General features: G+C 37.1%; 17 protein-coding genes, 1 tRNA gene and 1 pseudogene. 9 read left to right on the top strand and 10 right to left on the bottom strand.

The annotated features are described in order from the left end of the window. Positions 1–5 precede the first annotated feature (5 nt). Together IM793_RS01215 and IM793_RS01210 are read left to right on the top strand one after the other, a co-directional pair. On the top strand, positions 6–1,574 hold the full coding sequence (locus IM793_RS01215; RefSeq protein ID WP_193419363.1) for a SusD/RagB family nutrient-binding outer membrane lipoprotein: 1,569 nt from the start codon (positions 6–8) through the stop codon (positions 1,572–1,574). 24 nt (positions 1,575–1,598) lie between these two features. Further along, positions 1,599–2,156 (top strand): DUF1735 domain-containing protein, encoded by a 558-nt coding sequence (locus tag IM793_RS01210; RefSeq protein ID WP_025141583.1) that lies wholly within the window; start codon positions 1,599–1,601, stop codon positions 2,154–2,156. A 111-nt stretch (positions 2,157–2,267) separates the two neighbouring features. Here IM793_RS01210 and IM793_RS01205 read toward each other — a convergent pair whose 3' ends face one another. After that, on the bottom strand, positions 2,268–2,954 hold the full coding sequence (locus tag IM793_RS01205) for a hypothetical protein (RefSeq protein ID WP_193419362.1): 687 nt from the start codon (positions 2,952–2,954) through the stop codon (positions 2,268–2,270). 1,243 nt (positions 2,955–4,197) lie between these two features. Here IM793_RS01205 and IM793_RS01195 point away from each other — a divergent pair. Both IM793_RS01195 and IM793_RS01190 read left to right on the top strand, forming a co-directional pair. Beyond that, positions 4,198–7,350 carry a TonB-dependent receptor gene (locus IM793_RS01195; protein WP_193419361.1) on the top strand — a complete coding sequence of 1,051 codons (3,153 nt, stop codon included), beginning with the start codon at positions 4,198–4,200 and terminating at the stop codon, positions 7,348–7,350. 11 nt (positions 7,351–7,361) lie between these two features. Further along, positions 7,362–8,843 (top strand): RagB/SusD family nutrient uptake outer membrane protein, encoded by a 1,482-nt coding sequence (locus IM793_RS01190; RefSeq protein WP_193419360.1) that lies wholly within the window; start codon positions 7,362–7,364, stop codon positions 8,841–8,843. A gap of 73 nt (positions 8,844–8,916) precedes the next feature. On the opposite strand, the gene IM793_RS01185 is transcribed toward IM793_RS01190, so the two are convergent. Together IM793_RS01185 and IM793_RS01180 are read right to left on the bottom strand one after the other, a co-directional pair. Further along, entirely contained in the window at positions 8,917–9,324 is a 408-nt protein-coding gene (locus IM793_RS01185) for a DoxX family protein (protein ID WP_193419359.1), read from the bottom strand. A gap of 1 nt (position 9,325) precedes the next feature. After that, on the bottom strand, positions 9,326–10,225 hold the full coding sequence (locus IM793_RS01180; RefSeq protein WP_193419358.1) for an LD-carboxypeptidase: 900 nt from the start codon (positions 10,223–10,225) through the stop codon (positions 9,326–9,328). A gap of 40 nt (positions 10,226–10,265) precedes the next feature. Here IM793_RS01180 and metG point away from each other — a divergent pair, with 40 nt between their 5' ends. The 3 genes from metG (at position 10,266) to IM793_RS01165 (ending at position 13,500) form a co-directional block, all read left to right on the top strand. Next, entirely contained in the window at positions 10,266–12,374 is a 2,109-nt protein-coding gene (metG, locus tag IM793_RS01175; protein WP_193419357.1) for a methionine--tRNA ligase, read from the top strand. A 196-nt stretch (positions 12,375–12,570) separates the two neighbouring features. Further along, a tRNA-Arg gene (locus IM793_RS01170) sits at positions 12,571–12,642 on the top strand. Between the two features lie 309 nt (positions 12,643–12,951). Further along, positions 12,952–13,500 carry a phage integrase SAM-like domain-containing protein gene (locus IM793_RS01165; RefSeq protein ID WP_193419356.1) on the top strand — a complete coding sequence of 183 codons (549 nt, stop codon included), beginning with the start codon at positions 12,952–12,954 and terminating at the stop codon, positions 13,498–13,500. On the opposite strand, the gene IM793_RS01160 is transcribed toward IM793_RS01165, so the two are convergent. After that, positions 13,468–13,710 (bottom strand): ATP-binding protein, encoded by a 243-nt coding sequence (locus IM793_RS01160; protein ID WP_370629752.1) that lies wholly within the window; start codon positions 13,708–13,710, stop codon positions 13,468–13,470. The genes IM793_RS01165 and IM793_RS01160 overlap by 33 nt on opposite strands. Positions 13,711–13,779: 69 nt before the next feature. Here IM793_RS01160 and IM793_RS01155 point away from each other — a divergent pair, with 69 nt between their 5' ends. Beyond that, positions 13,780–14,052 (top strand): hypothetical protein, encoded by a 273-nt coding sequence (locus tag IM793_RS01155; protein WP_193419593.1) that lies wholly within the window; start codon positions 13,780–13,782, stop codon positions 14,050–14,052. Between the two features lie 385 nt (positions 14,053–14,437). Here IM793_RS01155 and tnpA read toward each other — a convergent pair. From tnpA to IM793_RS01140, 3 genes and pseudogenes are all read right to left on the bottom strand, one after another. Next, positions 14,438–14,786: pseudogene (tnpA, locus tag IM793_RS01150) on the bottom strand (IS200/IS605 family transposase); the annotation flags it as partial. A 357-nt stretch (positions 14,787–15,143) separates the two neighbouring features. Continuing rightward, positions 15,144–15,734, bottom strand: coding sequence for an IS4 family transposase (locus IM793_RS01145; RefSeq protein WP_193419355.1), 591 nt, complete (start codon positions 15,732–15,734; stop codon positions 15,144–15,146). Beyond that, positions 15,689–16,105 carry a hypothetical protein gene (locus IM793_RS01140; RefSeq protein WP_193419354.1) on the bottom strand — a complete coding sequence of 139 codons (417 nt, stop codon included), beginning with the start codon at positions 16,103–16,105 and terminating at the stop codon, positions 15,689–15,691. Before IM793_RS01140 ends, IM793_RS01145 begins: the two co-directional genes overlap by 46 nt. Positions 16,106–16,621: 516 nt before the next feature. On the opposite strand from IM793_RS01140, the gene IM793_RS01135 reads away from it, so the two are divergent. Next, positions 16,622–16,879 (top strand): hypothetical protein, encoded by a 258-nt coding sequence (locus IM793_RS01135; protein WP_193419353.1) that lies wholly within the window; start codon positions 16,622–16,624, stop codon positions 16,877–16,879. A gap of 112 nt (positions 16,880–16,991) precedes the next feature. On the opposite strand, the gene IM793_RS01130 is transcribed toward IM793_RS01135, so the two are convergent. The 3 genes from IM793_RS01130 to IM793_RS01120 all read right to left on the bottom strand — a co-directional run bounded on the left by IM793_RS01130 (position 16,992) and on the right by IM793_RS01120 (position 21,058). Next, positions 16,992–17,636 carry a glycosyl transferase gene (locus IM793_RS01130; RefSeq protein ID WP_193419352.1) on the bottom strand — a complete coding sequence of 215 codons (645 nt, stop codon included), beginning with the start codon at positions 17,634–17,636 and terminating at the stop codon, positions 16,992–16,994. Between the two features lie 98 nt (positions 17,637–17,734). Next, positions 17,735–19,327: a tryptophan halogenase family protein gene (locus IM793_RS01125; RefSeq protein ID WP_193419351.1), complete on the bottom strand. Its 1,593-nt coding sequence runs from the start codon at positions 19,325–19,327 to the stop codon at positions 17,735–17,737. Between the two features lie 6 nt (positions 19,328–19,333). Then, positions 19,334–21,058 carry an ABC transporter ATP-binding protein gene (locus IM793_RS01120; RefSeq protein WP_193419350.1) on the bottom strand — a complete coding sequence of 575 codons (1,725 nt, stop codon included), beginning with the start codon at positions 21,056–21,058 and terminating at the stop codon, positions 19,334–19,336. Between the last annotated feature and the right edge of the window lie 43 nt (positions 21,059–21,101).

The following is a 21,101-nucleotide window of genomic DNA, read 5'->3' as shown; positions in this document are numbered from 1 at the left end:
AAGAGATGAAAAAAATAATAATTCCAATTTTTGCAGCAGCTGTTCTACTTGGTGCTGGCTGTAAGAAAGAATTTTTCGATATAAATACAAGCCCTAACTCACCAACTGAAGCTTCGGTAACTCCTCAGGTTCTTTTACCTAGAACACTTCATAATGTTGGATTGAGGGTAGGAACAGGATTTGATTATGCTGCTGATTGGACGGGTTATTGGAGCCGTTCAGGTTCATATGGACAATCAATCGAACTTGAGTCGTATAACATTACCTCGACTACATTAACAGCACAATGGACCAACTGGTATGATATCTTAACAGATGTTAACTTAATGGAGAAAAAGGCACAGTCTTCAGGCTTGCCTTTTTATCAAGGTATTGCGAAAACAATGAAAGCAGTTGGTTTCATGTATCTTGTAGATCAGTATAACAATGTTCCATATTCGAAAGCATTTGACTTTGTTGGAAATATCACTCCTGGTTATGATAAAGGAGAAGATATTTATGCTGATCTTTTTGTACAGCTAGATGCAGCTGGAAAATTGTTTGCTGCTACGCCTACTTTAGATGCAGCTACAAAATCTTCTGATATCATGTTTAAAGGTGATTTAACTTTATGGCGTAAATTTGTAAATACAATGAGGCTAAAGTTACTGATTCATGAATCACAAGTAGTTTCTTCTGCTACTGTAACTGCGGTAGTGGCCCAAATTACGGCAGATGGTTCGGGTTATCTTGGTGCTGGTCAATCAGCTTTGGTAAACCCTGGTTATGTTCAGGTTGATACGAAACAAAATCCTTTTTATAATACCTATAAATTATCTGCTTTAGGTGTAAAGGATACTTACAACAGGGCTAACAACTATATATTGAAAAAATATTTTGGTCCAGACGGTCACGCTGATAATGCTTTAACGCCTGGTACTGACGATGATCTTCGTTATAAAGCTGTTTTTAGTGTAGTAGATACAAGATTGAAGGCTCCGACATATCCTCAGTATGATAATGTAACTTATGATTATGTTGGTACTAACTTTGGAGAGGTTGTTCCTAATAGCGATCCGTTCAGAGCGGTTAATCAATCGGATGTTGCTGGTCCGGGCCTTGCTAAAAGCCCAACTCAGTCTCAACCTGTATTAACATCAGTAGAAAGTTTATTCCTTCAGGCAGAAGCTGCTCAACGCGGCTGGATTACTGGTACACCGCAAACATTGTTGACAAGCGCTGTTAGAGAGTCATTTACTTACCTGGGCGTTCCGGGTGGGGCTGGTGCTGCAGATGCTTATTTAGCACTTGGTATTCCTATTGTTGATTATACAGGAGCGGCAAATAAAGTTAACTTTATAGTAATGCAGAAATATTTGGCATTAATTGGGTTGGCAAACTTTGAAGCTTATGTAGATTATAGAAGATTAGGCGTTCCTACAGACTTGCCATTATCATTAAATGCAAACAGAATCAATAATGTAATTCCATTGCGTTTACAATATCCTCAAAGTGAGTTTAACTTCAACGCAGCGAATGTTGCCGCTCAAGGAACAATTAACCCACAGACTTCAGCAATTTTTTGGGATAAATAGATTTGACTTATAAAAGAAATTGAAATGAAAAAAATAACAAACATATTATTGCTCGCAGGCTTAACTTTAAGCTTGTCTTCTTGTCTGAAAGATAAGGGAGCCGAGTCAAACTTGTATGGGATTAATCCATCATTAGAGGATAATAAAGTGGTAAACATTCCTACAGCAGGTACTACTTTTACTGTTTCTGGTACATATCCGCTGACAGGTACACCTGCTACCACTCCTGTAACCATTACTATTCCTGTGCATCTTTCGGCGAAGGATGTTGCAAGCGAAGAAGTGAATGTTACTTTGGCAGGCGATCCAACTGATGCCCGAATTACAGCTTATAACGCTACCATTGCAACTAATCCAAAATTCATCAGGCTTCCTGCTGATAAATATGTTTTATCAAATGGTGGTGTAGCGAAAATTGCTCAGGGAAGCAGAGATGCATCTGTTACCTTAACTTTTACACCGTCGGCATTAACACCAGGTGTTCGTTATGCGCTTCCTGTTAGTATTGCAAGTATAGATAAGTCGGGTTATATTATCAGTGGAAATCAAGGATATCGCATGTTTCTTCTTACAATAAGATAATCTTGTTTTCATACAGAGAATTAAAATTCTTATAAAAAACGGCCGTTTGTAATTATACAAACGGCCGTTTCTTTTTGTAGTACTATTTGCATTTAGGGATAAAAAATAGCATTATAAAGCATTAAAGTGATCAAATAAAATTGCTAGATCACCATCCTTTTTTATGTTTAATTTATTGCTGGATATATAATTATCTACTTCAATTTTATCTTTTGATAAAATTGAATATATGGCGCTTTTCTCTCTCTTAATTTTCTCTAATTTTCCTGCTTTTTCAATAAAATAGGTGTCTATAGGTTTCATTTTTTTTACAGAATAAAGCATTCCTGTCTCCCTCTCTTCTACCCTTTTCATTTGTACTCTTTTTAATAAAGTTGTTTTTCCTTCTGAAAGAATTTCGTAAAAAGTTTTCTCGTTTCCACCATCAATTGATGGATACCCAGATTTAAATTTTTTACTTGTTCCTCCATTCTCTGGAGATGAAATAGTAAATTCTTTTACTCCTAATTTAAACAACTGCGATAGGCCATTATCTGATTTAAATATCAAACGGTCGTTGCTTAAATCATACATTAAGTTGATTCCTTTGTATAAGCTATCATTAGCCAATTTTACTGATCCCCTATTCCACGTTTCGTATAAATATGAAACATCATTATTTCCTTTAGTTGTGTTTCCAGAATAATTTACGTCATTATTTGCCAATTGTAGATTTACACCTAATTGTGCGTGACTTGCTAAATAAGGTAATATAAAAGCTGATGATAGTACGATTGTTTTTTGAAAGAGATTTTTCATGTTAAAATGATTATTTCTATAAATTTACAATTAATCATATCCTTTTGCTATTAAAATACGAGTCAAAATTTTATAAAAAAAGAAATTTTCTCTTTATGTATTCCACGTAGTTTATATCTAATTCCTTAAAAGCCTGTTTAAAAATGGCTGAATAAAAGCGAGTATTTGTTGAGAAGTGAATAAAAAGGAGATCGCTGGTTTGATAAATAAATATTAATTGTGAATAACTACAAAAGCAATTAGAATGAAAATTTATCCAACCGATTTAAGCGAAAGCCATTGGTAATTTATAAAAAAGACCTTACAATTTACGGATCGTAAACAAAACATGATTTACGTTCTATTGGAATGCGATTCAATACCTAGTTAAAACAGGATGCCAGTGACGAATGCGTCCTGTAAACTTTGCCAAATGGCAGGTGGTTTATTATTATTACAAGAAATGGTCTGATTTAGAAGAATTTGACTAGTTGTTAGCTATGTTGAGGGAACATATCAGGATAAAGAAAGGACAAAATCCCCAAGAAAGTTTGAGAATATTAGACAGTCAAAGTGTCCAATGTGGAAACAACCGCGCCTTGGATAGTTACGATGGCAAGAAAGTAAAAAGGATTTAAGCGGCATGTTATTGTGAATAAAAGCGGTTTTTGGTTGCTGTAATGATAACCTGTAGCCCATGTTCACGATAGCAAAGTCATAATGTTGCTAATGCGGATACTGAAAGATATGCTGTGCAGTATCCAGGTTATTATTGCTGAGGAGGGTACCAGGGAGAGATTGCCGAAAAGATAAAGAAAATGTTCGGTTAAATAATTCAGGTTGTTATGAGAACTGATGAGAAGACCACCGAATTTAAACCCGTCAATAAAAGATGGGTAATCGAAAGAACATATGCCTGGTCTGACAATGATAGAAGACTTTGCAGAAACTATGGACTCCTGATGGAATCATCTGAAAATATGGTTAAACTATCAGCCATAAATTATTATTTAACCAAATTTAAACAGGCTCTTAATGTCATTTTAATCTATTTGTATCATTACTGTTCAAATTTATTGTTTGTTTTTCGCTATTTATAGATGGTTTTCTGGTTTTTGGTGGTTTTTCTTAGTGATTTGGCTCTTTTTATGATTTGGCTCTTTTTATATGTAAATAAAATCAAGAAAAAATTATTTTGTAAAATTTGAATTACAAAATACTAAATCCTATATTGTAATATTATTAACTAAACTAAACTTTTTTTATGAAAAAACTTCTACAAAGTTTGTTCATATTGCTGTTTATTGCCACCTCAGCAATAGCGCAAGATCGAACAATCACAGGGACAGTTACGGCTCAGGAAGATGGATTGCCGCTTCCAGGTGTAAGTGTTAAAATCAAAGGTACAACTGGTGGAACCACAACTGGTGCAGATGGCAGGTATTCACTTAGAGTTAATGGCAGAGCAACCGTAATAGAATTCTCTTACATCGGTTTCTTAAGCCAAACAAAAACTATTGGTAATAGTAATGTCGTTAACGTACAACTAAAAAGTGATTCTAAAACATTATCTGATGTAGTGGTAACGGGTTATACCACACAATCAAAAAGAGATGTTACCGGCTCCATCGCAAGTATAAGCGGCGAAAAACTTAAAAACCAACCGGTTCAGAGTTTCGAACAGGCGTTGGCAGGTAAAGCCGCCGGTGTAAACATTATTCAACCAAATGGCGTACTGAACAATCCTCCTGTTTTCAGGGTGCGTGGTTTTAACTCCATCTCGTTAAGTTCTTATCCATTGATTATTGTGGATGGTATTCCGGTATTTACCGATAACCAGTCTTCAAACAGTGCCTCCAACAATGCCTTGGGAGATATCAACCCGGCAGATATCGAATCAATCGATATACTTAAGGACGCAGCTTCTTCCGCAATTTACGGTTCAAGAGCTGCCAATGGTGTCGTGGTAATTACCACCAAAAAAGGTAAACAGGGTACAACTAAAGTTAATTATGAAGGTTGGGTGGGAACTACAAAGGCCCAAAACCTTACCCCCTTATTAAATGCATCAGAATATGTGCTGATCAAAAATGAATCAAGGACCAATAACGGCCAGGCTCCGGCATTCTTTTTACAAAATAAATCTGACGGCTCTCAGGTAGAAACCAACTGGTACGACTATGCTTATAGAACTGCAACCTCTCAAAATCATGCCCTAAACTTTTCGGGTGCAAACGACAAAACTTCATATTACGTATCAGTAGGATATAGTAATCAGGAAGGCTTTATTATTGGCAACTCTTTCGAACGAAAAAATGGGCGTGTTAATTTAGATCATAAACTGTTTAAAAATGTAACCATTGGAACCAATTTTACTTATAGTAATACTTTAAACCGTGCGCCCAATACAGGTTCATTGGCGGGTCAAGCCTTTTCAACGGTAGGTTTGGGTAGGTTGGCCATTGTATTGCCTCCAAACGTAGCCGCTTATAACGAGGATGGCTCTTACAATATCAATGCCCCGGCAGGTTCAGTTGGATTAGGTGCAAATACCATTGCATCAAATTATCCAAACGCAGCTGTATTGGTAAATGAAGATAAAAATACTTCAGAGAGTGATCGTATCATTGCCAATGCCTATGCTTCAATCCAGATTGTAAAAGGCTTGACTTTTAAAACGACTTATGGCCTGGATAACCTTAAAATTGATAACAATTCATTTGTGAACCGTTTACAGGGCGATGGCTTTTCTTATAATGGCGGTGCTACCAGTAATTTTGTGAAAAATAGCAGATGGAACTGGTCTAATACTTTAAACTATAATGGCGTTTTTGGTGATCATACACTGGGTGCATTTATAGGTGCTGAAGACCAGTATACCAAATCACTGGGTTATGGTGCAACCAGACAAGGTGTTATTGATCCGTTTATCGAAGTTTTTCAAGGTGCATTTGGAGCCATTACTCCTGCAGGTTTAGTGCAAGGGGATAATGCTTTCCGTTCTTACTTTGGTAGCATCAATTACGATTATAAAAAGAAATATTATTTAACAGGGTCCTTCAGGCGTGATGGCTACTCAGGTTTGTCAGCTGGTAATCAATATGGTAATTTCGGTGGTGCATCAGTTGGTTATGCTATCTCTGAAGAAAACTTTTATAAAGACCTGTCCATCAGCAAAGTATTAACGCGCATTAAATTACACGGAAGTTATGGAGAGGTTGGAAATATCAACATCGGTAATTATCCTGCCCTCTTCTTGTATAACCCTGGATTGTATGGATCATCACCAGCATTATCATTCTCACAGGCAGGCAATCCGAATTTAAGATGGGAAACCAGTAAAAAAGCCGACGTTGGAATTAACCTGGAATTCTTGGGTGGGCGTTTCTCATTGGATGTAGATTATTATCATAATAATATCGATAACCTTGTTCAAAATGCACCTCAGGCACCTTCAAAAGGTATTCCTGATAATGCCATCACAACAAACATCGGTAGGATGTACAATAAGGGGTTTGAATTTACATTAAATTCAAGAAATTTCGAAAGTGATGACTTCGGCTGGACAACAAGTTTTACTTTCAGTACCTTGAAGAATGAAGTTACCGCGTTAGGTAACAATAATGCCGACGTGTTCGGTGCAACTTCTCTTGAAACGGCGAACATTACACGTGTTGGCTATCCAATCGGCTCTATTTATACCGTACCTACCGCAGGTGTTGACCCAGCAACTGGTGAACGTATTTTCGTGAATAGATTTGGACAAAAATTAAGATTCAGTTTTGGGCGTGCCACTGCTGCACGTTATCAATATCTTGATGGTCCAAATGCAGGACAGAATGCTCCAGCCATTGATGCGGCGTTAGATGCAACGATTACCGGTCAGTCCATACCAAAATGGTTTGGTGGTTTAGATAACAACTTCCGCTATAAAGCTTTTGATTTGAGTTTAGGATTAACATTTTCTGGTGGTAACAAAATTTATTATGGATCGTTAGCTGGTCTTCGCGATCAGCGTTTTTGGAATAACGACAAAGGGATGTTGAATAGATGGACTACACCAGGTCAAATTACGGATATTCCCCGTGTTGTTTATGGTGATAATACTTCAAACGGATCAGCTTTTGCACAATCACAGAATGTTTTCACTGGTAATTTCTTGAAAGTTAGAAACCTGGCATTGGGTTATACACTGCCAAAAGCACTTCTAAGTAAATATGGTGTCTCAAATATTAGGATTTATGCACAATCAAGTAATCTTTTGATTATATCTGGTTACCCGGGCCCAGACCCAGAGGTCTCTGTGAATGGTAACTCAACTACGACAGGAAACAGTGGTAACCTTGCTCCTGGTGTGGATAGAAACTCTGTGCCGTCTGGTAGAACATTTACGTTTGGTATTAATGTTGGATTTTAAAATTAGAGATCATGAAAATTAAAATAAATAATAAAATAAAATATCTTTTTATTGCCGCCCCCTTGCTGTTTGCATCGTCATGTAAAAAGGATTTCTTGACTACAGCCCCGGATACATCTTTACCAATTGAAGATGCATTTGCCAATCCGGATAGGATTCTTTCGCAAGTAAACGGCATTTACGCCGGGGTAAAGAACGGCCAGTTTTATGGCGGAAGATATTTAATCTATAATGATATCCGTGGGGAGGAATTTATTGTAAACAAACCCAATGGGGTAACGGGTTTAGATACCTGGAGGTTTAACCTGGTTTCGAACACGAATGAGGTTGTAAATCTATGGGGTGCTATTTATGCTGCCATTAATAGGGCCAATTTGGTTATTGAAGGTGTTAATGCCAATGCATCTTTGCTTACTCCGGCAGTAGCGAAACAATATATTGCAGAAGCCAAATTTTTGCGGGCTTTATGTTATTATAGCGCATTGCAATTATATGCCAAACCTTATATTACAGATAACGGCGCTAGCTTAGGCGTTCCCTTAAGGCTTAAGGGAGAGAAAGATTTAACTGGTAACGATTTAAAAAGAAGTACCGTTGCGGAAGTGTATACACAGATTTTAAAAGATTTAAATGAGGCAGAGCCAGACTTGGCATTAACCTTACCAACAACAGCAATATCCACTAGGGCTTCCAGGAATACGGCTATTGCATTGAAAACCAGGGTGTACCTGGCAATGGGAAATTTGCCCTCAGTAGTTACTGAAGCCAATAAAATTGTTAGCGCAACCGCACCATTTAAAGCAACAACAGGCACGCCCTTACAGTTAGAAGCCAATATCACTAATGTATTTGGCGGTGCTTATGTGGGTAATGCAACTGCTACTGAGGCTGTGTTATCATTCCCAATGACAGATTTAAATGCGCCAGGCACCCAGAACCAGTTGGCCTATTATTACAACGTTTCGCCAAATCAGGCAGGTGGTAATGAAGAATACTTTTTAAACCCAACTGGAATTTTGGCCAATTCTGTATTCGCAGCTGGTTCAACCGATGCCAGAAAAGGATTAACAGCAGTTTCTGGTGCCAATACCTATTTAGTCAAATTCAAAAAACCTTCTCCTTATACGGATTACATTCCGGTAATCAGGTATGCAGAAGTGTTGTTAAATCTGGCAGAGGCTACCGTGGTAACGGACCCTACAAGATCTATTGCGCTATTAACTGCGGTTAGACAAAGATCAAATCCCGGATACTTATTTCCGGCAGCAGATTTATTGCCTGCTAATTTGAAAAAAACCATCCTTACCGAAAGAAGAATTGAACTGCTTGGAGAAGGTTTTAGATCTCCGGATGTGATGAGATTAGGTGCTGGTTTTGTGGCGAAAAGTGGTACTCAGGGCTCCGCTCCTGCAATTCCGTTTAACACGGCAGGTTATATCTGGCCAATATCGGCTAATGAAGTTCAAAACAATAAATTGATTGTTCAGAACTAGAATTGAATAAAAAAATAAAAGGCTGGGAAATTTTCTCAGCCTTTATTTTTTATCAGTAAATGTAGATGGTAAACTACTTCTTATCCACACTATATTTCCCCGGGCCAATAAAAATCAACCCGAAAAATACGATGCCCAATTCAATTGCATGGCTGGCGCCTTGTAAGCCATCCCCTTTACCAAAATGAACCAACGCAGCGATAATCATCGTAAAGATTAATAAGATTAATGCCGGACGGAAAAACAATCCCACAATCAAAAGGAAACCACCAAAGGTTTCGGCAACAGCTGCCATAAAACCCCAAAATACAGGTAAAAAGTTTATGCCAATTACTTTCATACTTCCTCCTAAACCTGTCCAGCCGTCTGGCCCGCCTGCAAGTTTCGGGAAACCGTGAATAATAAACATTACACCTAAACCAATACGGATCAGCAATAAGCCTGTATTGCGGTATTTTCCTAAATTGTCTAAAATAGCCATCTTATAAATATTTAAATTGAACGTTATTTGTTTCTATTTTTAAATTCACCTCAGCACCTAAAACCATACTGAGGTTATTATTAATATGCCCCGTTGGGAAATTAAAGCAAACTGGGAAATCATATTCCTCAACAATATCCCAAATTACCTCATCGGCAGTTTGTCCGAAAGAGATCTTTTCTTCTTCAATTTCATTAAAGGCACCAACAATTAATCCTTTTAAATGGCTGAGTTTGCCTGCCCGCTTTAACATGCGGAACATGCGGTCGATGCTATATTCGTGTTCTCCCACGTCCTCAATAAAAAGAATTTTACCTTGAAAGTCCATCTCTGATACCGAACCCTGTAGCATGGCTAATAAAGTTAAATTTCCGCCAATTAAAATTCCATTTGCCTCTCCTATCCTGTTTTTAAATGTACCCTCAAATTCGTACGACTGTTTTTGGCCGAATAAAGTCTTCTTTAGAGAAATTAAGGCTTCTTCGGTTGATTCCTCAAAAGTATAAGGCATTTGTGCATGTACGCACTGGCAATTGCATTGCGCTACCAGGTGTGATAGCAGGACAGTAATATCGCTGAAGCCTACAAACCATTTAGGGTTTTTGTTAAACGCTGTAAAGTCCAGGTCATCAATAATCCGGATGGTGCCATAACCTCCACGACCCGAAATAATTGCTTTTATAGATGGATCATCTAAAAAGCGCTGAATGTCTTTAGTTCTTAAAGCATCGGTTCCTGCAAACTGGTGGTGACTGGCATATACACTTTCGCCAATAATAACCTCCAAACCCCAGCTTTCCAATAACGCTATGGCATGGTCTATAGGTTTAGGTATTTTTTTTGCCGGACATACCAGGGCAATCTTATCTCCTTTTTTTAAATACGGGGGCTGCTTAATCATCTTCAAAACACTTATCTTTGCCAAATTAATAAAAATTGTTTTGGATAATAGTAAAATAAAAAGATATACCGTAACTGCAGCACTTCCATATACCAATGGGCCAGTTCATATTGGGCACCTGGCTGGTGTTTATATTCCTGCAGATATTTATGCCCGTTATTTAAGGTCGAATAAACGCGATGTAAAATTCATCTGTGGTTCTGACGAAAATGGTGTGCCCATTACTTTAAAAGCCAAAAGAGAAGGAATTACGCCTCAGGAAGTGGTAGATAAGTACCATAAGATTATCGGCGATTCTTTTAAAGAGTTTGGCGTATCTTTCGATATCTATCATCGCACTTCATCGCTTACGCATCACCAAACTGCTGCTGATTTCTTTGAAACGCTTTATGAAAAAGGGGTTTTTACAGAAGAAATTACCGAACAATATTACGATGCTACGGCAAAACAATTTTTGGCCGATCGTTACATTACAGGTACCTGTCCTAAATGTGGTAACGAAAATGCTTATGGCGATCAGTGCGAAAATTGCGGTTCTACCCTTAATGCTACTGATCTAATCAATCCAAAATCTACCCTGTCAGGCGATAAACCTATTTTAAAAGAAACTAAAAACTGGTTTCTGCCGCTGGATAAATACGAAGACCGTTTACGTACCTATATCGAAAGCCACAAAGAATGGCGCCCGAATGTATACGGCCAATGCCAAAGCTGGTTAAATGCTGGTTTGCAGCCAAGAGCAATGACACGTGATTTAGATTGGGGCGTGCGTGTTCCGCTTCGCGATGCTGAAGGTAAAGTGCTTTATGTGTGGTTTGATGCGCCTATTGGATATATTTCTGCAACCAAAGAGCTTTGTAATTATGCAAAACTCGACGTGTGGAACCCTAAAGCCGAAGAATATTACATTAGCAGTTACGAGAACGATAAATGTGGTTGGGAAGAATACTGGAAAAGTGATGAAACCAAGTTGGTTCACTTTATCGGTAAAGATAACATCGTTTTCCATTGCATTATTTTTCCGGCAATGTTAATGGCGCATGGCGAATATACCCTGGCTGATAATGTACCGGCAAACGAATTTTTAAACCTGGAAGGTCAAAAAATATCGACTTCTAAAAATTGGGCTGTTTGGTTAAACGAATATTTAAGAGAGTTTGAAGGGAAACAAGATGTATTGCGTTATGTATTAACAGCAACAGCGCCTGAGACTAAAGACAACGATTTTACCTGGAAAGATTTTCAGGCAAGAAACAACAATGAACTGGTAGCCATACTCGGGAATTTCGTAAACCGGGTTATGGTGCTTACGCATAAATACTTTAGTGGTTCGGTGCCAACCTGTATGGAGATTACCGAAGTAGATCAGGCTGTTATTGATGAATTGGCAGGTTACCCGGCAAAAATCTCAGCTTCTATCGAAAACTACCGTTTTAGAGAGGCGCTATCTGAAGTAATGAATGTTGCCCGTTTAGGAAATAAATACCTGGCCGAAACCGAGCCCTGGAAGCTCATTAAAACTGACGAAGACCGGGTAAGAACCATTTTACACATTGCGCTTCAAATAGCGGCCAATATTCAGATCCTGATCGAACCTTTTTTACCATTTACAGCAGAAAAGTTAATGAAGATGCTTAAAAATGGCGGTCATGATTGGGATGATGCTGGTACGGTTAGCCTGTTAAAGCGTGGTCACGATATTGGAGAAGCGGTGCTCTTATTTGATAAAATTGAGGATGAAGAAATCAACTTCCAGATCGAGAAATTAAATCAAAGCAAAGCCAGTAATGCTGCTAATAATGTTGTTGCTGTTCCGGCAAAAGAAAATATCCAGTTTGACGATTTCTCTGCAATGGATATCCGTGTAGCCACTATTGTTGCTGCCGAAAAGGTAGAGAAAACCAAAAAGCTGTTAAAGTTAACGGTAAATACAGGCATTGATGAAAGAACCGTGGTTTCTGGCATTGCCGAATATTATAAACCTGAAGATATATTGGGGAAACAAGTAAGTATGATCGTAAATCTTGCTCCACGCGAAATCAAAGGAATTCTATCGCAGGGAATGATCCTGATGGCCGAAAATGCTGAGGGAAAACTCACTTTTGTGGCACCTGTAGAAAAGTTCCAGGAAGGTAGTGTAATCAGGTAGGATTACCGGTAATAAGGTTTAAAGCCATTTGATTAATTTCAAATGGCTTTTTTTATTGCTTATCCCTATGCAATAATCCTAAAGGGCATCTGTCGTAATTGATTTTTATGTTTTTAAAGACAATTATCATTTAGATAAACGCTTGCTAAAATGAATTCTCTTGCGACAAAACTTTTGTTATATTTGCGCAACAAATGGTCCCGTAGTTCAACGGATAGAATAGAAGTTTCCTAAACTTTAGATATGAGTTCGATTCTCGTCGGGACCACTTCCTTAGATTCAAACCAGAACATTGTCGCACAAATCGTTGATTTTCAAGACTCTGTTTTGGTTTTTATAACACATTAAGACTTTGTTTTCGACCATTCTGAATGGTTAATTTTAGTGAGTCGAAATTGACGATTTTTTTGTAAAACACTGTAGGCCAGTGGATTGGTGGGGGCATCAAACCAGAATTATTCCGAAATCTTCGGGTACTGGTTTTTTTTAAGATATTGATTTACAGTTCGTTCGACTGACGGACCTCTTGATGACTCCCTGGCTCAATGTACATTTGTTTAATTTTAAATGTATCATTATGAGTTACAATTTTCGTCTTTTATTCTATCTGAAAAGACCAAAAAATTTTATCAAGGGCGAGATGATGCCCATCTATTTACGGATTACCGTGAAAGGAAAACATTTGGAATATTCTGTGGGCCGGGAAATTATTCCTAGCTTTTGGTCGGCACTTAAAGGTAAAGGCACCGGCCTGCGCGAGGAGATCCGGGAACTTAATGATTACTTGGACACGCTAGCCTCAAAAGTTCGACGGTTTCATGCCACTCTTGTGGAAAAGGATGATGAGATGACAGCGTTGATCTTACGGGATCATCTTACCGGAAAGAATTCGTCTAACCATAGCCTTTTGAGAGTTTATCAGAAGCACAACAATGACAATATGGAAAAACTGATTGGTAAAGGATACAGTTATAGCACGTTTCAAACCTATCAAAGTTCCATTAGACATGTTAAACAATTTCTTCAGCTCAAATATGAGGTTCAGGACATCAACATCAAAAAGGTGGATTTTAAATTTATCACCGATTATGAACTATGCCTGATACCGATTGCAGATGTAAGGTAGCTTTTTTCCTATCCCATTGCTTCCGGTTATGAGCAGGTTTTCGAACCTGTCGATGAGGGTACAGTCTGCCAACTTCATGATCTGGTTCCTGTCAATACTTCTTTCTACATGATAATGCAGACCCTCAATGGATGCCTTGTAACGGAACCTGGCGTAAAGGATCTGGCGTTCAATCTTTCGGTTTTGCCTGTCATCCCATTCGGTCTCTATGAGGTGGGCTAACAGCTCATCAGCGGTATACTCTGTGGTCTGCCCGGTTTAAATACTGCTCTTGAAGGCATGGAACATTCCATAGAACTTCAGCCTTCGCATTTTGTCAAGTGTGTTCGTATTCATTTTTATATGGTTTTAAGGGTTATTTGTAGTAGTCGCCCCACGGATGTTGTAATGGGATGGCATTGGCAGTTCATCGGCGAACAGGCTTTCCTCATACTGGTTAAGGTTACGCTCAAGAATGGCCTGTATGGTTTTATAACTGTATATCCCAAAGCCCAGTGCCCGTCTGCAGGCATTGATCAACCGTTCGTTCCCGGCTTTCTTCGCAAAGCTTAATATGCCGACGCATGATTTGTATGCCTGCTCAAGATGTTGTTTTCTGTCGAGTATTTTAAGGATATAAAGCCTGACATCGTCATCTATGCTGGATGCCCATTCCAGAAACGGTCCGGTGTCCAGTCCGTCACGAACTTATGGGTAGTGGCCGTATGGTCCTTATCGGTGGTGTAACTATAGGGGCTTTTCATGCGCTTGTGCATCGCTATGCGTTCATAGTGATAGAAGACTTCCACATTTGACCTGGAGTAAAGTATCTTGACTTTTTTACCAATAAATAACCTCGAGGTATTAAAAGAGCTTGAGTTGTTATAAATGTACTTTTTGATACTCATTTTCCTTTATTCTCTATATATTTTCTTATCACGTCTTTATTGCCATATTAACCTACAGTATTTGCATAATAGCCACTTGTCCAAAAATTGCCTCCCACAACAATTGCTTTATTTCCGGATGGCGTTTAAAAAGCTCACGAGCTGTAAGGCTTTTTATCAAGGTCACAAGTTTTGAAACACTCATCGAGGGAACAGCTTGAACTAAAAAATGAACATGATCTGACTCGTAACCTATTTCCAAAAACTGCATTCATAACGATCAGATATCTCAACACAAATATCTTTCAATGAAACACCTGAAGAACTGTTTATCGCTGCTCCCCGTCTATATTTCAGAGGAAATACCAGATGGTATAACAATAGGGTCTTATTGTGTCGTTTATAAATATGTTCATCCACGATGTAAATGTATTAGAAAACTCTTCGTTTTCAAACTTTCCGCTTTGACCCCGAGGCTCAATGTCATTAAGTTAAGGGATTTTCATATACTATCTTTTTGATTTTTAGTTATTTTAGGCTTGATTTTGCCTTTTTGTCTAACTTTTCTGGGGTATGTACGGTTGATTCTTATTGGTACCGTATTTTTGAGAAACAGTTCTTGTAATTCGAGAAAAATCCTTTCCAAAGGCTGCCTTTCCTGTAATAATTCCAGAATTCTATTTTTGAGAAATCCATTGGAAAGATTGGTATTTACCTTATAGCTATATTTTTTGTTAATGCCCCGTTCGGTTAAATCATCCTGCAGGTCATTTACCGTTACCGATTGCTAATGAATATTGCGCATTGGAAATCCTGCCTGATGGTATTTTCCGAGTACCCCGTAAAATGCTCAACCTTTAGTTTGTTCTTTAGTTCATCGTAGAAACTCTCTATTCCCCATCTAAAAAAATAGAGTTGGCCGAACATCCCGTTCGGATATTTCCTGCTATCCAAAAGGGTGGTGATGAGAACCTCGACCTCTCCGTTTGCTAATTCTACCCTTACAAGACGTACCCTAACTGTACTATCTTTGCCATAGGGCTTCCTCTTGAACGATTGGTTCTGCGCGGGTGATAATTCGGCAATCAGTGTTTTCTTTTCGCTGGCGACAAAGGAGCTGACCCCAGAGAAACCATAAGGGGTCTTAACTCTTATCAGGCAATCTATCTTTGCCGATATATGCTCATATATCAGGTTATAGGATGGATACCCACGATCGTAAATGATAAGATCCCCCTTTTTCCAATGGCAACTATGCGTCAGGGCAAGTTTGTGTTCCCCCTGTTCCAGGTTGCCCAATGTTGCATCCAGGGCTATCTTGTTCAGTACATCGTAAAGGATGGAAGCTCTTGCTTGCACAATCTCCACTTGCGATTGGTCTTTGCAGTACCAAAACAACTTTTCAATTCATTGGTATTGGGGAGTGTGATCCTGGAACCATCAACAGCAAGTATCCTGAAACCATTCCAAAGTTTGATGCCATCATTCTCTTTGGTATAGAAATTATCAATGATTATCCCGGAAAGGTGCTTAAAAACATCGGGATTGATCTTTTTTCTGTTCTGTATAAATGCACTGGAGGTAAAGCTTGTGTTCTTGACGTGGGCCAAGCCCTTTCTTAGGTAGTTTACAAAGCCACCTATTTCGATGGTAAGGCTCTTTCTTAAAAAGTGCAACATCAGTAACAGAGTTGAGGTAAAAGGTTGCTTCCTGTTCCTGCTAAAGTCCTGTTCTCCCATTCTAAAATTTAAAAGCAGCTCTCTGCTAAATATTGTTTCCCTCAGTTTTTCAATAATAAAAAATGAGGTTTTTTTTGGACATTAACTATTTGATTATGAGTTAAATATACAAATAAAAAAGCATAAAAACAATTTAAATAACTGATAATCAGCAAGTTGAAACACTAGCTTAATGACATTGCCCCGAGGCTTGCCTCGGGGTCAAAGCGGAATAAAGCGGAACGGGACGCTATAATAATGTTTGTCGGAACCAAGGTTAACGTGGCCATTCTTCATCACCGTTGCGTTGTGCTGTTTCTTGAACTCGTATTTCAGTACGGGCAAAGGATTGAGTGCCTCCCGCTCAATCTCCTCAAACTGGAGGCGCCTGCTATAATTTCTTCCCTTGAGTGGCTCGCTATTTTGCACCTCAAGTGCCCCAAGTATTGCAGCATTCAGTTCTGCCAGGGAGTGAAAGACATGTTTTCTTAACGGCGCATAGATCCGGCTATAGGCAATCTTATTGCATTAATAGGAATGAAAAATACATTAAAAAAATTAAAAGTCTTGCTAATGGAATATGTTCCGCACCACCTAAAAAATGTCGCCTGCATAACTCCAGTAGATTTAGTAGAGCATTTACAGGATTTCAATTATCTCCTAATCCCTTCCCTAAATACATCTGTAGAAAAAGCTGAATTTCTAAATACCTTACAATTCATGTATGATAATAATTTAATTGATGACGGATTGGTTTTTTCCAAAGAGGACTTATCTTTCGTACTTCTTCAATAAAATATAAATCGACTAAGAAAATATTATAATCTGCTTTTACTGAACATAAATAATATTATAGTATAGTTGATTTCGTCATTCTTGCAAAGAGAAACGTTATTGCAATTGAAAGCTAAATATTTTTGTATTTGTAATAATCGTCAACTATACGGATTTTCTTTAACCTCTCACCTGATACTTCAAATATTTTTTCAAAATTATTAATTACTTCCTTGATCCCGGTGGCATCAGAGTAACCAAAATCTTTCTGTATTGAGATAAAAGGATGTATACAAAATTTATTAATAGACAAAGAAGAGATCTTTAAATCGGCAACTTCATTTTTATAATATTTTGTTTTCAAGATTCTATCATAAAATTTTCTAAATACAACATAAAATTGGGTGCCATTAAAGTAGTGTATCCAAAACAAATCTTCATCTATTGGAATTGCACCATGGAACCAGCTTATTCCACCGAGTAAAATATCGGCTTTCTTTTTTTTCATATTGTTGATGTAAGTCTGAAATTTATTAGCGTTATATGCGGGGGTGAAGATGTGATCATCCTCACAGATCAGTATGTAAGGCTCATTTGTTGCATGTTCCTCTACTATATAACGTATTGTTTTCCAAAGACCTATTGCGCCTACATCGGCTCTAATAGCCGGGATAACTGTTAAATCAAATTCGTCTCTATCTTTGAATTCACTAAGAATGTTTTCCAGTCTATCTGTTCGTTCCTTTAGGTTTATAATAAAAGTTTTAATCTTAAACATCGAATTAAAGTTAAATTAACGGTTTATAGGGCGTGTATTATGCTTGGCGATTACCCTTTGATAAATTTCTAAAGGTTTTATAGCATCTTTTAATTGCATTAAAGCAATTTTTGATCTAATAGCAACGATAAGTCTCCATTAACAGGAATAGTATGTGATACGATATGCCTCCAGCTTTTTAAAATTTCTTGCCACTCTCTACTATTTTCTAACGAAATCTTTTGGATGCTATTAGGCAGTATCCCCTGGCCGGCCAAGATGTGGTCTATTCCATAAACATCGAAAATTTGATCGTGTATATGATATTTTAGGATCTCCCTCAACGGAATATCTTGGTAAGATAAAAATCCAATTTCTTTATATAAATTAATAAGATTTTGGAATCCAGAGACATCTACGTTTGCTCTAGACTCTCTCCAGTATGCTGTATTCGATTTGTTGTTAAATTTGAAATGTATAGAAAGAAACCAACGGATGTAATCCCAATGAGCATTCATGTCTCTATTGATAAAGGAAATCAGTGTCTTATTACCTTTTAAATTGATAAAGTTATTCATTAATATAATTACTTCCTGAATAATCATGTGTACTCCAGTAGATTCTAAAGGCTCTACAAAGGAATAGGAATTCCCAATTGCAGCTGTGTTACCTATAATGAATTCTTCGTGTCTTCCGCTTCGGAAAGATATCGACTGTATATCTTTTGACGTACCAGGTTTCTTTCTAAGAATTTCTTCAATAGCTTGGTCTTCAGTACAAAAACTTGAAGAGTACACATACCCCAGATGATCTTCTCCTCTTGTGGGAATAGTCCAACACCATCCGTTATCCATTGTTTCAGCCAAAGTGTAACAGTTTAGAGTATCATTATTTATTTTCGTAACTATCGCTTTATCGTTATATAGGCTGTCGCTGAAAGAAACGTATTTAGACTTTAATGTCTTTTCTAATAGCAATGACCTAAATCCGCTACAGTCGATAAAAAAATCATAATAATGTTTGTTCCCGGCAAGGTCTATTAAATGGTCAATTTCCAATTTGTCGTTTTTTAATTGAGCATGCTGGACTTCTGTGTTGATGAAATTCACGCCACATTGTTCTGCTTTACGCTTCAAATACGCTACAAACTTTTTATTATCTAAATGGTAAGCATACTTGAGATGTTTATCTAAAGACTCGAACCTTACATTATCGTTTTCACTAAAACGCATTAGAAAACTTGATTTGTTTGTCATAAGTAAAGAATTTAGCGAACAATGGTCTATATCTCCATTATGATGCAACGAGGATAAAATATCTTTACTGTCAAACGGATAATTAAAGGTATAGTCTCCAGGTTTGCCCCAAAAGAATTTTATTCCTAATTTCCATGTAGGTTCTACTTCTCTAAAAAATTCCTCCCTATCAAGTTCTAAAATATCAAATAAGTAATCATGTAGAATGGGTGTCGTTGCTTCTCCAACACCTATTATAGGTATATTTGGCGATTCAATTACAGTGACAGGAATATTAAAGAATTTTTTGAAAGCAATAGCTGTTAAGTAGCCAGCTAGCCCGCCCCCAATGACTCCCACATTAGTGTAAATGTTAGTTGAATCTACTTCTAGGTTTTGATAGTAAGGAATCTTCGAATTAAATGCTTTTTGGGAACTCTTGAAGATACGTAATGATTCTAGGATATTGTTTTCCATAATTAGTTAGAATTGGCTTTGAAAAATTGATCGGTAGTGGGATGTATTCGAGAGTAAATCGGCATGTTTACCTTCCTCCAAGATTAATCCATTCGCCATTACCCCTATACGATCTAGATTTTTTATCGTACTTAGTCGATGACTAACAAATATTACAATTTTATTTTTATATTTTTCTTTAATCTTTATCAATATTTGTTCCTCGTTTTTTGTGTCCACTGCAGATGTAGCTTCGTCCAAAATCAGAACGGATCGATCTCTATATAATGCTCTTGCTAGAGCTAATAGTTGTCGCTGTCCGCCTGACATCTTCAATTCATTCTCTCCATCTCCGTAAATTGTTAAAAGACCATTAGGTAGATTTTTTACAAAATTTGCCAAACCTACTGTATCCAAGGCGTCCCAAACTTTTTCTATCACGGGAACAATCGATCCGTATGAAATATTTGACAGAATTGAATCATTCAAAATTAGAGGTTCTTGAAAAACTACAGCAATATTATCAAGCCACGAGTTATCATTTAGATCAGATAGAGAGTGCTCATTGTTCACAAGAATAGTACCCTCTGTCGGGGTATAAAAACCACATAATATCTTTAATAATGTACTTTTTCCAGATCCATTTTCACCAACTATAGCGTAACTGGTGCCTTGTTCGAATTTAAAACACAAATCTTTTATTACTGGCTTTTCATCTCGCACGAAAGTCAGTTTGTTAATATCGATTTTAACTATGTTTTTAATAAATAATGAAGATTTACCCAATTCATTTTTATCTTCTTCTTTTAGTACTAAAAGGGGATAAATATGCTTCATTGAGATTAAAACTTGAGAGTATTCCAAATGGATACCTATAATGCCATTCAGGGGAGGTGTTAATCTATTTGAATATTGAATAAATGCCACTACTGCACCAATAGTTAGATTGCCCAGTATTGCTTGGTAACCTCCAACCATTAGGATTAAAAGTGGACCAATAGATATAAACAATCCGGAAAGATTACCTGAAAGAGAACCAAACACAGATCTGCTTTTAATATTACTGAAAATTGTACTCAATTGCTCTTTCAATCTTTCATTCTCTATTGAAATGGAATTGTAAGATTTGATCAATGAAATGTTTTTTATTTTGTCTATGTAAAAATTAAAAAGATCGCCTTCCAAAATGGATGATTCTTTTATTAGCTTTTTAATCTTTTTATTGAAGAATAAATTAATTAAAAATGGAATGGGAAAGACAGAGAGATATAGTAAAAATAATAATTTGTTTGTTATTGCTAGCATGAATGATACGCCAACGACTAGAAACAAGTTATTGATAAAACTGATCATTACATTTGATAGAAATGACTGTATTTTACTGACTTCAAAATTTATTTTTTGAACTAGGTTTCCTTGCGTGTTGTTCTCGAAGTATTCGTAAGGTTGCAATATCATATTATTAAATAGCGTTCTGCGTATATTATCACCTATTTTATTATATATCAGTGTTGAATAGTGTGCATTCAAGTGATTAATTCCTGACCTAGCTAAATATACTAAAAGTAATATTTCACCAATTTTGTAGAGAAGATCAAGATCCTTATTAGGTATACAGTTGTCTATTAAAACCTTTAGTGCATAGGGTGGTGCTAAACTGATAGCCGTACTGATTATTATAAAAACCAAGAGCAATAACTGAATTTTAATAAATGGGTATACAAACTTGGCAAATGCTTTAATATATTTCATAGTGTTCTATACCAAATGACAAATGTAAACTACTGTGCTTCAT

It is taken from the genome of Pedobacter sp. MR2016-19 (assembly GCF_014947265.1).
GTDB lineage: Bacteria > Bacteroidota > Bacteroidia > Sphingobacteriales > Sphingobacteriaceae > Pedobacter.
Note: the sequence above shows the minus strand (reverse complement) of the source record. Positions and strands in the feature narration are given on the sequence as shown.

Coding starts and splice junctions, on each gene's coding strand:
- IM793_RS01215 (WP_193419363.1), top strand. CDS start 6: ATGAAAAAAATAATAATTCCAATTTTTGCAGCAGCTGTTCTACTTGGT.
- IM793_RS01210 (WP_025141583.1), top strand. CDS start 1,599: ATGAAAAAAATAACAAACATATTATTGCTCGCAGGCTTAACTTTAAGC.
- IM793_RS01205 (WP_193419362.1), bottom strand. CDS start 2,954: ATGAAAAATCTCTTTCAAAAAACAATCGTACTATCATCAGCTTTTATA.
- IM793_RS01195 (WP_193419361.1), top strand. CDS start 4,198: ATGAAAAAACTTCTACAAAGTTTGTTCATATTGCTGTTTATTGCCACC.
- IM793_RS01190 (WP_193419360.1), top strand. CDS start 7,362: ATGAAAATTAAAATAAATAATAAAATAAAATATCTTTTTATTGCCGCC.
- IM793_RS01185 (WP_193419359.1), bottom strand. CDS start 9,324: ATGGCTATTTTAGACAATTTAGGAAAATACCGCAATACAGGCTTATTG.
- IM793_RS01180 (WP_193419358.1), bottom strand. CDS start 10,225: ATGATTAAGCAGCCCCCGTATTTAAAAAAAGGAGATAAGATTGCCCTG.
- IM793_RS01165 (WP_193419356.1), top strand. CDS start 12,952: ATGAGTTACAATTTTCGTCTTTTATTCTATCTGAAAAGACCAAAAAAT.
- IM793_RS01155 (WP_193419593.1), top strand. CDS start 13,780: ATGGAACATTCCATAGAACTTCAGCCTTCGCATTTTGTCAAGTGTGTT.
- IM793_RS01140 (WP_193419354.1), bottom strand. CDS start 16,105: ATGGGAGAACAGGACTTTAGCAGGAACAGGAAGCAACCTTTTACCTCA.
- IM793_RS01135 (WP_193419353.1), top strand. CDS start 16,622: ATGAAAAATACATTAAAAAAATTAAAAGTCTTGCTAATGGAATATGTT.
- IM793_RS01130 (WP_193419352.1), bottom strand. CDS start 17,636: ATGTTTAAGATTAAAACTTTTATTATAAACCTAAAGGAACGAACAGAT.
- IM793_RS01125 (WP_193419351.1), bottom strand. CDS start 19,327: ATGGAAAACAATATCCTAGAATCATTACGTATCTTCAAGAGTTCCCAA.
- IM793_RS01120 (WP_193419350.1), bottom strand. CDS start 21,058: ATGAAATATATTAAAGCATTTGCCAAGTTTGTATACCCATTTATTAAA.